This is a genomic window from Frankia canadensis (assembly GCF_900197875.1).
GTDB lineage: Bacteria > Actinomycetota > Actinomycetes > Frankiales > Frankiaceae > Frankia > Frankia canadensis.
This window is the reverse complement of record NZ_FZMO01000035.1, coordinates 32,425-46,380: the sequence shown is the minus strand read 5'-3', so window position 1 is coordinate 46,380 and position 13,956 is coordinate 32,425. Positions and strand designations below refer to the sequence as shown.

At 73.9% G+C, this 13,956-nt stretch carries 10 protein-coding genes, 1 tRNA gene and 1 pseudogene; 6 read left to right on the top strand and 6 right to left on the bottom strand.

Annotation, left to right across the window (positions count from 1 at the left end; genetic code table 11):
* The first annotated feature begins 247 nt into the window (after positions 1–247).
* The 6 genes and pseudogenes from C1A33_RS04630 (at position 248) to C1A33_RS04610 (ending at position 10,622) form a co-directional block, all read left to right on the top strand.
* Positions 248–1,498, top strand: coding sequence for an ATP-binding protein (locus tag C1A33_RS04630; protein ID WP_101830280.1), 1,251 nt, complete (start codon positions 248–250; stop codon positions 1,496–1,498).
* 45 nt (positions 1,499–1,543) lie between these two features.
* Positions 1,544–3,379 (top strand): TIGR02677 family protein, encoded by a 1,836-nt coding sequence (locus C1A33_RS04625; protein ID WP_101830279.1) that lies wholly within the window; start codon positions 1,544–1,546, stop codon positions 3,377–3,379.
* Entirely contained in the window at positions 3,376–4,905 is a 1,530-nt protein-coding gene (locus C1A33_RS04620) for a TIGR02678 family protein (protein WP_165818229.1), read from the top strand. Before C1A33_RS04625 ends, C1A33_RS04620 begins: the two co-directional genes overlap by 4 nt.
* Positions 4,905–6,917: a hypothetical protein gene (locus C1A33_RS36220; protein ID WP_243407187.1), complete on the top strand. Its 2,013-nt coding sequence runs from the start codon at positions 4,905–4,907 to the stop codon at positions 6,915–6,917. The genes C1A33_RS04620 and C1A33_RS36220 overlap by 1 nt, the downstream gene beginning before the upstream one ends.
* A 4-nt stretch (positions 6,918–6,921) precedes the next feature.
* Positions 6,922–9,267, top strand: a pseudogene (locus C1A33_RS04615) (TIGR02680 family protein); the annotation flags it as partial.
* Positions 9,264–10,622 carry a TIGR02679 family protein gene (locus C1A33_RS04610; RefSeq protein ID WP_101830276.1) on the top strand — a complete coding sequence of 453 codons (1,359 nt, stop codon included), beginning with the start codon at positions 9,264–9,266 and terminating at the stop codon, positions 10,620–10,622. The pseudogene C1A33_RS04615 and the gene C1A33_RS04610, both read left to right, overlap by 4 nt.
* A 32-nt stretch (positions 10,623–10,654) precedes the next feature.
* Here C1A33_RS04610 and C1A33_RS36215 read toward each other — a convergent pair whose 3' ends face one another.
* From C1A33_RS36215 to C1A33_RS04575, 6 genes are all read right to left on the bottom strand, one after another.
* Positions 10,655–11,254: an FG-GAP repeat domain-containing protein gene (locus tag C1A33_RS36215; RefSeq protein WP_243407186.1), complete on the bottom strand. Its 600-nt coding sequence runs from the start codon at positions 11,252–11,254 to the stop codon at positions 10,655–10,657.
* Between the two features lie 396 nt (positions 11,255–11,650).
* On the bottom strand, positions 11,651–12,061 hold the full coding sequence (locus tag C1A33_RS04600) for a nuclear transport factor 2-like protein (RefSeq protein ID WP_133150563.1): 411 nt from the start codon (positions 12,059–12,061) through the stop codon (positions 11,651–11,653).
* Positions 12,062–12,423: 362 nt separating this feature from the next.
* A tRNA-Val gene (locus C1A33_RS04590) sits at positions 12,424–12,494 on the bottom strand.
* A 20-nt stretch (positions 12,495–12,514) separates the two neighbouring features.
* On the bottom strand, positions 12,515–12,793 hold the full coding sequence (locus C1A33_RS04585; RefSeq protein WP_243407185.1) for a ribbon-helix-helix protein, CopG family: 279 nt from the start codon (positions 12,791–12,793) through the stop codon (positions 12,515–12,517).
* A 14-nt stretch (positions 12,794–12,807) separates the two neighbouring features.
* Positions 12,808–12,999, bottom strand: a complete 192-nt coding sequence (locus C1A33_RS04580) for a hypothetical protein (protein WP_243407184.1) — start codon at positions 12,997–12,999, stop codon at positions 12,808–12,810.
* Positions 13,000–13,120: 121 nt separating this feature from the next.
* Positions 13,121–13,684, bottom strand: a complete 564-nt coding sequence (locus C1A33_RS04575) for a histidine phosphatase family protein (protein WP_279354590.1) — start codon at positions 13,682–13,684, stop codon at positions 13,121–13,123.
* Positions 13,685–13,956: the final 272 nt, after the last annotated feature.

Below are 13,956 nucleotides of genomic sequence, written 5' to 3'. Positions count from 1 at the left end.
TCCTCGCGCAGAGTGCTGCATCCTGACGACCGCCGGCTGAACGCATGGCCAACGCCGATGGCAGCCCAGATGGCGACTGCGTGCAGAGGAGAAGGCACACACGGCGACATCGACCCGGTCGAACGTCGCCGCGCCCCGGCTCCGCATCTGGTGCGATCCTGGGCGCGGCGAGGCGTGCTATCTTGCAGTTGATCAATGTGTAATTTCCATGGTCAACTGTGTGTGAAAACCTTGATCGGAACCTTCCGTGCGCGCCTACGTTCCTCGCCTGCTGGACACCGAGCTCGCCGATGTGATCGCCGCGCACCCAGCGGTCCTGGTCGTCGGTCCACGCGCCTGCGGGAAGACGACGACGACCCGCCGGCTGTGCCGTTCCATCCTGCGCCTCGACGTCCCCGCTCAGGCCGCCGTCGCACGCGCCGACCCGGACGTCGTGCTGCGTGGACTCGACGAGCCCGTCCTGATCGACGAGTGGCAGGTGGTCCCCGAGATCCTCGGCGCGGTGAAACGTGCCGTCGACGACGACCCGCGCCCCGGACGATTCGTGCTGACCGGCTCCTCCCAGGCCGACGTCACCGCCTCCGGCTGGCCCGCGACCGGCAGGATCGTGCGCCTGACGATGTTTCCCCTCGTCGGCCGCGAGCGCCACGGCGACCCGACCGCGCCCTCGCTGATCGACAGGATTCTCGACGACGGCGCTGACGCGTTCACCGACCCGTACGGCGACTGGGACCTGACCAGCTACCTGACCGAGGCCCTCACCAGCGGCTGGCCCGAGGCCCTGCAGGCGCCGGCGGACCGAGCCCGCGACCGCTGGCTCGTCAGCTACGTCGACCACCTGGCGACCCGCGAGGCTCCGTCCCTCGGCATTGCCCGGGACCCGCTGCGCCTGCGCAGATACCTCCAGGTAATCGCCGCGAACACGGCCGGCTCCCCGACCCACAAGCTGCTCTACGACGCCGCCGGCATCGGCCGCGACGCCGCCCTGGGCTACGACGACCTCCTCGACACCCTCATGATCACCCAACGGGTTCCCGCCTGGGCGGCCAACCGGACCGCCCGTGAGACCCGCCTGCCCAAGCGCTACCTCATCGATCCCGGCCTGCTCGGCCCGCTGCTGCGCATCGACCAGCGTCGTGCGATGCGGGACGGCGACCTGCTCGGCCGTGTCATCGACACCCTCGTGGCCGCTCAGCTGCGCGCCGAGTGCGCGCTGAGCGTCGTCGGTGCCGACCTCTACCACCTGCGCGACGCGGGCGGCCGCCATGAGATCGACCTGCTCATCGAGGCCCGGGACGGGCAGGTCATCGCCGTCGAGGTCAAGGCGACGGCCGCGCCGTCTCGCGCCGATGCCCGTCACCTCACGTGGCTGCGGGATCAGCTCGGATCGAGGCTGGCCCTCGGGCTACTCGTCCACACCGGTCCGCGCGTCTTCCGCCTGACCGAGGACGTCCTCGCCGTCCCCCTCGCCAGCCTGTGGTCCACCCGGCCAGGCTGAGGGCGCGTGCCCGGACATGTCGGACCGTGCACCTACGCTACGTCCATGCACGATGACGGGGATCAGGTCGCATCTGGCGCCTCGGGCGCGGATGGCCCGGGTGCGGACGGCGCGGACGGGGTGGGGGTCGAGGAGTCCGAGCGGCTGGAGGGATACACCTACCTGACCGTTCCGGACCGGACGGTCTATGTGGCGATCATGCGGCTGTTCGTGTCGTCGCTGCTGGTCGACTTCTCCGCGCCCGAGGTCGCGGCGCGCCTGACCGAGCAGGGCATCGAGGTCGACGCCGACGCCGTCGCCGACCGGCTGACGAAGCTGCTGTCCTGGGGGAACCTGCTGCGCAGCTCGCACACGGTCCGCGCGTCGAGCATCCGGGAGTACCGGCAGGCCCGGCAGCGGTTCCAGATGTCGCGGCTCGGCGAGCGGATCCAGCGCAGTGTCGACGAGGTGCTCGGCGCGGCGGACGCGGCCCGCGAGGTCAGCCGGCAGATGCTCGCGCTCGTCGCCCGCGGCCTGGCTGAGCTCGCCGATCTGCTCGAGGCACCGGGCGGGGTCGACCTCGCCGACGCGGGTGACCGGATCGGCACCCTGTTCGTCCAGTTCGCCGAGTTCGCTGACTCGGTCCGCGACTTCTACGCCTACCTGGGCTCCGTCCTCTCCCGCTACGACCTCGACAGCGCCGACTACACCGGGTTCAAGGACCTGCTGCTCGACTACGTCGAATCGATCACCGAGGAGGTGTCGCTGCTCGCCCCACGGGTCGCCGCCGACCTGCGCCGCTGCGAGCCGCACCTGCCGGCGCTGATCACGGCGCTCGACGCCGCCGATCCGGGCCTGTCCGGCCTCGCCGACATCGCCCCGGGCACCCGGATCCGTCGCGGGCCGGGCCGTGATCCCGCCGACTGGACGGCGCTGCGCGGCTGGTTCGAGTCCGACAGCGACGCACCCAGCGAGGTCGACCAGCTGCGCTCGGCGACGCTGCGGGCCCTGCAGTCGCTGCTGGCCAACGCCAAGCGGATGATCCGCGCCGCCGGCGGCGAGGTGTCGCGGCGCCGTGACCTGCTGCGTCTGGCCCGCTGGTTCGACAATGCCGACCATGACGAGGCCGAGGACCTGTTCGCGGCCGCGTTCGGGCTGTACGGAGCGCGGCACGTCTCCTATGCGCTCAGCCCCGACGTTCCGGTGGCCGCGTCGGCGAGCTGGTGGCACGGGCCGGATGTCGGCGTGCCCGTCAGCCTGCGCGAACGCGGTAACCGTGCGACGCGGGGGCGGACGTCCGGCGCCGAGGACCATTCGGCGCAGAAGGAGCGGCTCCTGCGGGAGGCCGCGCAGGCCGCCCGGGCGCGCGAGGCCGCGGCCGCTGAACTGCGCGCCGCCGGCGGCCGCCTCGACGGCATCCGGCTCTCCCCGGCCGCGCTGGCCCTCCTGCTGGAACTGCTCGCCAGCGCACTGGGCGCCGCCCGCGCCCACCGGCCAGGCGAAGACCCGTCCAGCCTGACCGGCCCCGGCCCATCCGACGACACCGACGACACCGACGACGACGGCGACGGCACCGGCACCGGTACTGGCACTGGTACTGGCACTGGTACCGGCACTGGTACCGGCACTGGTACCGAGGCCGGTCCCATTGCAGGTACCGCGCTGCGGGCCGTCACGTTCGACGGCGCCCATGCGTCCGCCAAGGATGTCGACCTCGCGCTGACCGTCACGCATGTGGCTGGCGCGCGGCTCACCCTGAGCAGCTCGGACGGGGACCTGCGCATCGACGACCTGGTGCTTCACGTCGGCTCCGCCGCCGATCCGGCGGCCACCGACGCACCGGCTCCCACCGGTCGTCCGCCTGCGCAGGCTCAGGCACGACACTCGGCGGTGGCGCGGTGACGGCCGGAACGGGGCGGCGCGCCGGCCGGGGGCAGACCCGCCGTAGACGGGCGGGCGAGGCCGGGCACGACGAGGCGATCACCGCGGAGCGCCGCGACGCGGCCCGGCTGCTGCTCGCCCACCCGCTGGTGACCGCGCGGGGACCGCACGCCGACGGGTTCCGCCTGGTCCGCCGGCACTCCGACGCGCTCACCGCGATGTTCGCGCAGCACCTGGGCTACCGTCTCATCGTCGAGCCCGGTTTCGCCCGGCTGGTGAAGGCGGGTCTGCCTCGCGGCGCGGGCCGCGGGCTGGTCCGCGGCACCGGCGGCCGGTTCGCCCCGCGTCACTACGCCTATCTGACGCTCGCCCTGTCGGTGCTGGTCACCTCCGGCGACCAGATGCTGCTCTCCCAGCTGGTCTCGGGCATCCGTACGGCCGCCGTCGACGCCGGCATCGAGCTCGCCGACCCCGACCGCCAGCACGAGCGGCGCGCGCTGGTCGCCGCGCTGACCCAGCTGATGGCCTGGGAGGTGCTCGGCGAGGTCGAGGGAACTGTGCTGGCCTACGCCGACGACGTCCGGCAGGAGGCGCTGCTCGCCGTCGACCGCGAGATCGCCCAGGTCCTCGTCGCCGGCCCGCTGCGCACCAGCGAGACGGCTGACGAACTGGTGGACGCCGCCGCGCGGCCCGGCCCCGGCGGGCTGCGCCACGCGGTGCGCCGGCTGATCGTCGAGACTCCCGTCGTCTACCTCGACGATCTGACCCCCGACGAGCGCGGCTGGCTGCGCCGCGCGCAACGCCGGGAGCAGCGGATGCTCTACGAACAGTTCGGGCTGGACCTGGAGCTGCGCGCCGAGGGCATCCTCGCCGTCGACCCGGCCGAGGCGACCTCGGACATTCCCTTTCCCGGCACCGGCACGGTCGCCCAGGCTGCGCTGCTGATCGCCGGCCAGCTCGTCGAACGGCTGCGCCCGGCGGACGCCGGCCATCCCGCCACCGGAGCCCGCCTGGTCATCGGCGTGCCGGTGCCCGACACGATGCTCGACGTGACCGTCGCCCAGGTGATCGAGAACTACGCGGTGTCCGCGGGGTGGGCCCGCGCCTACGTCGAGGACCCGCCGGCGCTGCGCCGCGCCGCAGGTGACCTGCTTGTCTCGATGGGCCTGCTCGCCCCGGCCGGCGCGGTCCCGCGCGGCGAGCGCGCCGCCGCGTCGCCGGCGGAGTCCCAGACGGATCCGACCCTGACGATCGACGGCGTCGGCGACGAGTCCGAGGACGGTGACCGGGACGAGGACGGTGACCGGGACGAGGACGGTGACCGGGACGAGGACGGCGGGGCCCACGGCGAGGATGACGACATCGCGGACGGGGCGCGTGCCGCCGCGACGGACGCGACCGGGCGGCGGGTCACAGACACCACCGGCGCCCGGGGAGCGGCCACGAGCAGCTATGTCCTGCTCGCGGCGGCGGCCCGGTTCCAGCCCCAGCCCAGCCAGGCACGACCACGCCGGAGGCGGACCGGCGGCGATGGAGGAGAAGGCTGATGAGCGTCCCGCTGCCCCGCTCCACGACCGCCCGCGCCGGCCTGTCGGGCACGGGTCGCGACCCGTGGCGCTATCGGCTGCACCGGGCCGGCATACGCAACGTCTGGCAGTACGACGACGCCGAGTTCCTCTTCGGCGACGGGCGGCTGCTGCTGCGCGGCAAGAACGGCGCCGGCAAGTCGAAGGCGCTGGAGATGCTGCTGCCGTTCCTGCTCGACGGCGACACCCGCGCCCTGGACGCGACGGGAACCGGCCGCACCAGCCTGAGCTGGCTGATGCTCGACGGCGCGGTGGCGACCAACCGCCTCGGCTACCTCTGGCTGGAGCTGCGCCGCACTCTGCCCGACGACGACCGTGAGTCCAGCGAGACGGGGGGCGACGGGGGTGACGAGGCGGCGTTCCTGACCCTCGGGGCCGCGGTCCGGGCGTCGCGGACGACGGGCGAGGCGAAGCCGCTGTTCTTCGTCACGCCGCTGCGGGTCGGCCACGAGCTGCGGCTCGTCGACGGCGCGCAGCCGCTGCCGATCGACCGGCTGCGCGCGGCGGTGGGTGAGGCGGCGACCTACGACACCGCGAAGAAGTTCCGGGCCCGCGTCGCGCGCGACGTGTTCGGTCTCGCCGACACGGGCCGCTACCGCAACCTGGTACACCTGCTGCACCGGCTGCGGCGCCCGACCGTCGGTGACCGGGTCGAGGCCGGCGGGCTCGCCGATCTGCTCGCCGAGGCGCTGCCGCCGATCGACGAGGAGACCATCGACGACGTCGCGCACAACCTCGACGACCTGGACGCCGTGCGCGCCGAACTCGCCCGGCTCACCCGCACCGACGAGGCGCTGCGCGCGTTCCTCGCCGCCTACCGCGGCTACCTGCACGGGGTGCTGCGCCGCCGCGCCGGTGCGATCGCCGACGACCTCGAGCTGCTGCGTCAGCGCCGCCGCGCCGCCGGCGACGCCGAACGGACGGTGACCGCGTCGCAGCTCGCGAGCGAGCAGACCGCCGATGCCCTCGGCACACTGCGTGAGGCCGAGCGTCTTGCCGACGCCGACCTGCGGGCCCTGCGGGACAGCACCGCCTACCAGTCCCTGCGCGAGCTGCGGGACCGCCGCGGCATCGTCACCGCACTCGACGCCGCGGCCGCCGCCGACGAGAAGAACGCCGTCACCGCCGCCGCGCTCGCCCGCAGCGCCGGCGCCCGGGTCCACGACGACACCGACCGGATCACCGCCGGCGCCCGCCGGCTCGCCCGGGCACACACCGGCCTGGTCCGCCGCTCCCAGGGCACCGGGGTCGACGCGGCGCTGCTCGGGCCGACGCCGCGCGCTCCCCTCACCCGGCTGACCCCGGATGTGTCCACGGTCGACGTCGCCGTTGTGCGCGCCGAGGCGGAGCATCTCGGCCGCCGTCTTCGGGACGTACGGACCACGGTCGCCGGACGGCTGCGCGCCGCGGCGGCCCTGCGCGACGACCTGCGCCTCGCCGCGGCCGCGCGCACCCGGGCCGAGGCGGCGGAGGCGACGGCCGGCGAGGCCGAGACCCGCGCGGGCACCGCCGCCGACGCGCGGCGCGGGCGCGAGGAGGAGCTGCTGGTCGCCTCGGTGGACTACGCCGACGCGACCGCGGCCTGGTGCGCCGACCCGCGGATCGCCGGCCGCCCGGACGTCAACCCGAACCCGCTGCTCGCCGCGGTGGCGGTGCCCGGGGCAGGTGGCGGGGGCGACGCGCCCGACGGCGGGCCCGGCGCCGACGCTCACGGCCCTGCCGGCGCCGACCGGTGGGCGGCGGACTCGTCGGCCCGGGACCGGGCGCTGTCCCGCGAGCTGCCCGCCGAGGTGGAAGGTCTCGCCGACGAGCTGCTCGCCCCGCTGGTCCGCGAGGTCGACGCCGAACGGGACGAGGCGGTCGCCCTCGTCGGCGAGCGGGACCGGGGACTCACCGCCACCCGACGGCGCCCAGCGCCGCCGCCTCGCCCAACGCGACCCCGCCCCGCCCCGCTCCCACTACCTCGACCATGACCGCGCCCCGGCGACGGGCGCGCCCCTGTACCTGCTGGTCGACTTCGACGAGAACGTCCTCCCCGCGGCGCGGGCCGGCCTCGAAGCCGCCTTGGAGGCCTCCGGCCTGCTCGACGGCTGGCTCGCCGCCGACGGCGTCCTGCTCGACCCTCTCACCCGCGACACCCTGCTCACCGCCACCGGCACTGCCACCGCCACCGGCACGCCGTCCGCACCGGGCACCGGCCCGGTGGGGCGGGGGGCGAGCCTGGCGGACGTGCTGCGGCCGGCGGCCGTCCCGCCGGGGTCGCGCGAGGCGCCGTCGGTGTCCGCCGAGACGGTCGCGGCGCTGCTCGCGAGCATCGCCGTCGTCCCGTCCGGCATGCCCGCGCCGGCGGCCGGCGGGCGGCCGCACAGCTGGGTGTCGGCGGACGGGCGATGGGGGCTCGGTGTGAGCTCCGGCGCGCATCGCAAGGTCAGCTCCGAATACGTCGGCGCGGGAGTGCGCGCCGAGACGAGGCGCCGCATTCTCGCGGAGCTCGCGGAACGGATCGACCGGCTGACCGCGGAGCTCGACGCCGCGACATCCGCCGTCGAGGCGCTGACCCGCCGCCGTGACGACCTGCGCGCGCTGCGGCGGGCCCTGCCCCGCGGCACCTCCCTGGACCGGGCCTGGACGGCTCTCGACCACGCGGACGTCGCCGTCGAGTCCGCGCGCCGGGAGCTCGGCGAGGCCCGGGCGCGGGCCCGCGACGCCGTCGCCGAGGCGGCGGCGCTGCGGCGCCGGGTGGATGCCACCGCGCGGGCCGCGGACCTTCCCACCGACCCCGACCGGCTCGACGAGGCGATCACCGGGTTCCGCGAGTTCGGTGGTGAGATCGACCAGCTCCGTCAGGGCCTGGCGGAGATCCCGTCGCTCACCGAGAACCATCCGGCGCTGGTCACGACGTTCGAGGACCGCCTGGCCGACGCCCAGGCCGCGGCCGAGACGGCGCTCGTCGCCCGCGAACGCCATGCCGAGGCGGCCCGCGAGCTCGCCCAGCAGGAGGCGGCGATCGGCGCGACCGAACAGCAGCTCATGGACGCCGAGGCCGACGCCACCCGCCGCCACACCGAGGCCCGCACGGCGATCCCGACCGCCGAGCGCGCCGCCGCCGAGGCCCGCGACGCCCTCGTGCGCGCCCAGGAACGCCGCGACCAGGCGCTCGCCGACCGGGCCGGCCAGGAGCAGGTCGTCATCGCCTCCGGTCAGGCGCTGCGCACCGCGCTGCTGCTCGGCGGCCTCACCGACGCCGCCGGCCTCGAAATCCCCCATGCCCTCACCGAGGACGACCTCGCGCCCGACGACGTCCGGGCCCGCCTGCGCCGGCTGGAGGAGCTGGCCCGCGAGGTCGCCGGCGGGCTCGCGGCGGCGCGCCTCGACGTGTCCGACTCGCTGATCCTGCGCCGGGCTCAGGAGCTGGGCGCGGCGCTGCCCGGCGGCCTGGACGCCGCCGTCGGCGAACGCGACGGCATCAAGATGGTCGAGGTCCTCGACGACACCGGGTCCCACGCCGTCGCGATCTTCGCGAGCCGCATCGCCACCGAGCTCGCCGAGGCGCGGACCCGGCTGTCCGACCGCGAGCAGGACGTGTTCCGCCGGTTCCTGCTCGGCGAGCTCGGCGACAGCCTGACCCGCCAGCTCACCGCGGCCCGCCAGCTCGTCGCCGACATGAACGACGTGCTCGCCGAGGTCCGCAGCTCCCACGGCATCGGCGTCCGGCTCGTCTGGGAGGTCAGGGGCGACGCCGACGCCGACACCCGGGCGGCCGTCGAGCTGCTCGCCATCCCGTCCGGGCTGCGCACGCCGGCCGCCGCCGACCGGCTCCGCGAGGCGTTGCAGCGGCTGATCGAAGCCGAACGGTCCGACGACCCGTCCGCCGGCTACGCGGCGCACCTGCGCAAGGCGCTGGACTACCGGGACTGGCACACCTTCGACGTCCGGGTCACCGACGCGTTCGGCCGGGAACGCCGTCTTGGCCCCCGCACCGGCCTGAGCCAAGGCGAACAGCGGGTCGTCTCCTACCTGGTGCTGTTCGCGGCGGCGGCCGCGCACTTCACCTCGCTCGCGCAGAACGAGCCCCGGGTCCCGCGGATGATCCTGCTCGACGACGCGTTCGCCAAGGTCGACGAGCCGACCCACGCGAAGCTGCTCGAACTCCTCGTCGATCTGGACCTCGACTTCGTCCTGACCAGCGAGCGCCTGTGGGGCAACGCCCCGGCCGTGCCGAGCCTGCACGTCTACGAATGCCTACGCGACCCGCTGGTGCGCGGCGTCGCCACCCTGCACTACGAGTGGAACGGCCGCCGCATGCGGCTGGTCTCCCCATGACCGACGGGCCGCTGCCGGCGGCCACCGCCGCCTGGCTCGGGCAGCCGGCGCTGCGGCGGCTGTGGGTCGCGGTGCGGCGGCGGCTGGAGGGCAACTACCTCGCCCCGCGCGGCTTGGTGCGCCTCGCGAACGTCACGGTCGAGGAACGCGAGGCGCTCGGCCAGCTGCTCGGCACCGTCGTCACGTTGCACGACGGCCGCGCGACGATCCGCCTCGACCTGCTCGACGCCCAGCTGCGCGCCTCCGCCGCGGACCGCGGCCTCGTCGACGTGCTCGCGGCGCTGAACCTGCCCGTCGAGGACCGCGCCGGCTCCCGCCGCGCCCGCCGCGACGCCTGGGCGATCGTCTGGGCCGACGCGGCAACCGCCCTGCTCCCCCTCTCCTCCGCCCATGCGCAGGAGTGGCCGGCCCACTGGCTCGCCTCGATCCGCCAGGCCGGCAGCCTGACCCGGCTGGGCCCCGAGCAGGCCGCCACCCTGCTCGCCCAGGCCATCGCCACCCTCACGTTCCTGGCCGGCCAGGGCGCGGCGCAGCCGCCCGGCATCGTCGGACGCGGTGAGCTCGCCGAACGGGTCACCGGAAGCGCGCACGGCCTCGATGATGGTGCCGTCCTCGCCCGGCTCGTCCTGCGCGGCCTCGCGATGGCCGCCGGCGAGGATCCGGCCCAGGCCACCCGCGACGCGCCCGCCCGCCGCGCCCTGTGGCGTACGGCCGGGGTTGTCGTCGACGAGGTGTCGTCCACCGTCCTGACCTACGGGCTGCGCCCGCCGGGCCTCGGCTGGCGGGAACGCGCCCTGCGCGAGCGGGCCGACCACGGTCAGGAGACGCACCTCACCCTGCGCGAGATCGCCCGCATCTCCTGGGGCACGTCGGCCGCGGTCGTGCAGGTCTGCGAGAACCCGCGGGTGGTCGAGGCCGCGGCGACGGCCGGGCTGACCGAGGTCGCCCTGGTCTGCACGGCGGGCAGCCCGTCGACGGTGGTGCTCGACCTGCTCGCGCGTCTGGTCGCGGCGGGTGCGCGGCTGCGCTACCACGGCGACTTCGACTGGCCTGGCCTCGCGCTCGCGGACCGGATCATCGCCCGCTTCGGCGCCGAGCCCTGGCGGATGGCCGCCCAGGACTACGAACGCGCCGTCGCCGAGTCGACCCGGCGTGACACGCCCGCGCTCCCCCTGCGTGGCGCCCCGGTCGAGGCGTCCTGGGACCCGGAACTCGCCGCCGCCATGACCGCCTGCGGCGTCGCCATCCACGAGGAGTCCGTCCTCGAGTCCCTCCTCGACGACCTCATCCACCCCGAGACGGCCGCCCCGCCGCGGCCTGGCACAACAGACCTCGAACTCCATGGACAGCAGTGACAGCAGTGACAGCAGTGACGGCCGTCAGGACGTCAGGACGTCAGCCGCGCGCTGCCGCATCCGGCGGCGCCGCTGACCGCGTCACGGACGGTGGGGAGCTGGTCGAGGGCGGCGGGGCCGGCGGTGCGGTGGCTGAGCTCCGTCAGGCTGGCGCGCCCCTGGTCGAACCGGTAGTAGCGCAGGTCCAGGGTGTAGATGTTCGGCGCGGAGCTGGGTCCGGTGGAGGTGACGAGCGCCGCGGCGGGAACCTGCGCGGGACGGCATGCCCAGCTCGCCAGAAAGCCCGTCGAGCCGCCATAGGCCAGCGCGGCCTGCTTGCCGCCAAGGGTGGCGAGTCTCAGATGCCCGCCCACGTAGCGGAACATCGTCGCGACACCGATGGACGCGCCCTGATCGGTCTGGACGAACACCTCCGCGTGGCCGTCACGATCCGCGTCCGCGCTCCCGAGGACGTGAACGTCCACGAACGCGGGATTTCCGGTCTCGAAGCGGACATCGTCCTCGCCACCATGGCTGTAACGGACGCGCAGCGTCCCCGCCCGAAGAATCGTGAGGGTATCCGCCCTGCCGTCACCATCGACGTCGCCATCGCGCGCGGGACGGGAACCGGACGAGGCAGGCGTGCGGGTCACCGGAGGTCCGGCTGGCGTCGCCGCGGCTGCCGACGTGACCGAATGCGGTGCCGCCGACAGCGGCGCGGTGGATCGCGGCGCGGCCGAGGAGACGGACCTGTCGGCGGCCGCCACCCGCGAGGGTCGCGCCGCCGTCGATCTGTCAGCCCCGCATGCTCCCAGCAGAAGGGAACCGAGCAGGAACAGAACTCCGGGCACAAGGGGTGGGCGGGTCACGGCGTCCTCCGATCGCGGTCGTTGTCCGCGTCATGTGACCACGGAAACGCCGCCGCCACCTCGACTTCTCACGTCGGACTGCCGACAATGTCCGCCACCGGACAGACCGGAAACAGGCGCCCTTCACGGACGCCATTCCTGAGCTCCGACCAGCCCCGCCCACGACCTCGACAGCGCCGGCTATTCCGAATTCGGCGGTCTGCGTGCTCGCCGGTACACGCGACCGCGCCCCGGCCTGGTCCGCGGCTCGGGCGCGACCAGGCGAGGCCCGATCCGTTCCATCTCCAGCACGAAGGCGAACGGAGGCTGGCCCATCAGGGTGATCGTGCTGATACGACCATCGCCGTCCAGGGTCAGTCGCTGCTCCGCCGCGAAGGACTGGCCCATGATCGTGGTCGGACAGGTCAGGATCCACCGGCCGTCCGCACAGGTCACGGACTCGAACCGGATGTCGTCGACGTGGTCGAGGGCGGCGGCGAGCAGCGTCCGCATGGACTCCTCACCCTGGAACCGATAGCGACCGACGGCCGGCATGTCCACCCACAGCACGTCGGCCAGGCAGGCTGCCCCGGCCCTCGCGTCCCCCGCCACGCAGGCTTCCTGCCAGGCAGAAACCGTTTCCGGCGGCACCGCTCCTCCTTCGATTCACGAGCGGTCAGGCTTCCGTCGCCGTCCGCGGCCACGGCGCCTTCCAAGTAACCGTAGTCGACCGGATACACGGCTGCGGGAGCCCGCGGATGCCTGCTTCCCCCGCCCCAGCCGGTTCCATCCGCCTAAGCCGAGCCGACTCGCCCGCGCGGATCACAGGTTCGCCTGCCAGCGATGTCCTGGGTGGGCGCCCGCAGGGCGTTCGGGGGCTCGGCCCGCGGGGAATTCGGGGGCTCGGCCCCCCGGCAAGCATCGCGACCCCGGCACAGTTGCGAGAAGAGCAACAAGCATGCGGAATCAGCGCGTGGGCGCGGCAGGGATCGAACCTGCGACCACTCGCTTGTAAGGCGAGCGCTCTCCCGATGAGCTACGCGCCAGGGAGCAGGGCGAGCCCAGCTAGGCGACGTCGAGCCAGGCGCGGAGGGCCTGACGGATCACCTCGCTCGCGTTCGTGTGGTCCGCGGCGGCCCGAGTAGCCAGGGCCGCCCGCAACTCCGGATCCAGGCGCACCGGCACGACCTCACCCGGCGCGGACCCGATCGGCCGCCTCCCGCCCCTGCGGCGCAAAGCGTCCACGTCGTAGCCGGACTCGGCTTCCCCCGCGAGTCGCGCCACGACCTCGTCCGTCACCGGCACCCCACCCGACGTGCGATCCCGTTTCATCCCGTCCGCCATCTCACCCCTCCTTGTCACGGCAGGAGATCCCGGTACTTCGGACGCATGCGCATCGCATGAATGATCAACTCGGCGCCGTCGTCAAGGAGCAGGACGACGATCTCCAGAAGGTTGCCCGCCCGATCCGGGCCCAGCCGAAGCTCCCGCTGCGGGTTCTCGTCGTCGAGCGCGTAGGCGACCAGATACCCGGCAGCGGCATGGATCATGTCCGCATCGGCCACACGGTGCTTCCGGGCCGACCAGTGGATCTCCACGCCCATTATCGTAATACGAAACTACGACCCACAGCCCGATCGTCGCCGAACACGCCGCGCAACCGGGCCATCGCTACTTCAGACCCGGGCCAACGGACGACGTGAGAGTGCTGCCACGGAAGGTCAGAGCGTAGATCGCTGGTGTGGGCATGGTCAGCCAGAACTGGACATCCACATCCAGGCCGTAGGTGAGGAGTGCGCGAGCGATCCAGGTCCCGTGGGTCGCGATCACAACAGGGCCGTCGCCGTCGGCGCACACGAGCACCTCAGCGAGGGCAGCCACGGCTCGGCCGCCCACGGCTTCCAGCGCTTCACCGGTCCCAAACGGGATAGCGGGTTCCCGCCATGCCCGCTCGTAGTACGACCGCCAGTCCGGCGTGGGCGGCAATCCTGACTTCCATTCACGCAGGTCCTCGTGCGTGCGAATGGGAACGCCCGCCCGCTCGGCAGTCGGCGCGACGGTCTGCAACGCACGCGGATAAGGGCTGGACGCGATACGCCGCGGAGCCCGCCGCCCACATATTTCCACGGCGAGAGCAGCGGCCTGCCCACGACCGACCGCGGTGAGCGCCCGATCGCACTCCCCCGGACCACCAACCCGAGGCCGCACAGCCTCAGCATGCCGAACGACCAACACCTCGACGAGCCCCACAAAGATCACGTCCCACCATGAGACACCTTCTCGTCGGGTACCAAGGCGCGATCGAAGCCCAGGTTCATCCACCCTCCACAGGAGATCCGCCTTACCGAGGTGCGCCCCAGGGTGTCAGGGCCGTTCTCGTTCGCCAGCTCGTCTCACGACGGAGGATGCCCCGCGCCGGTGGGCGCGTCCGCGCACGTCAGCAAGGCAGGTCGCCCCGGCCTCCGCACCCCGCTGCGCAGGACTTCTGCCAGGCAGAGTCCGTCTCC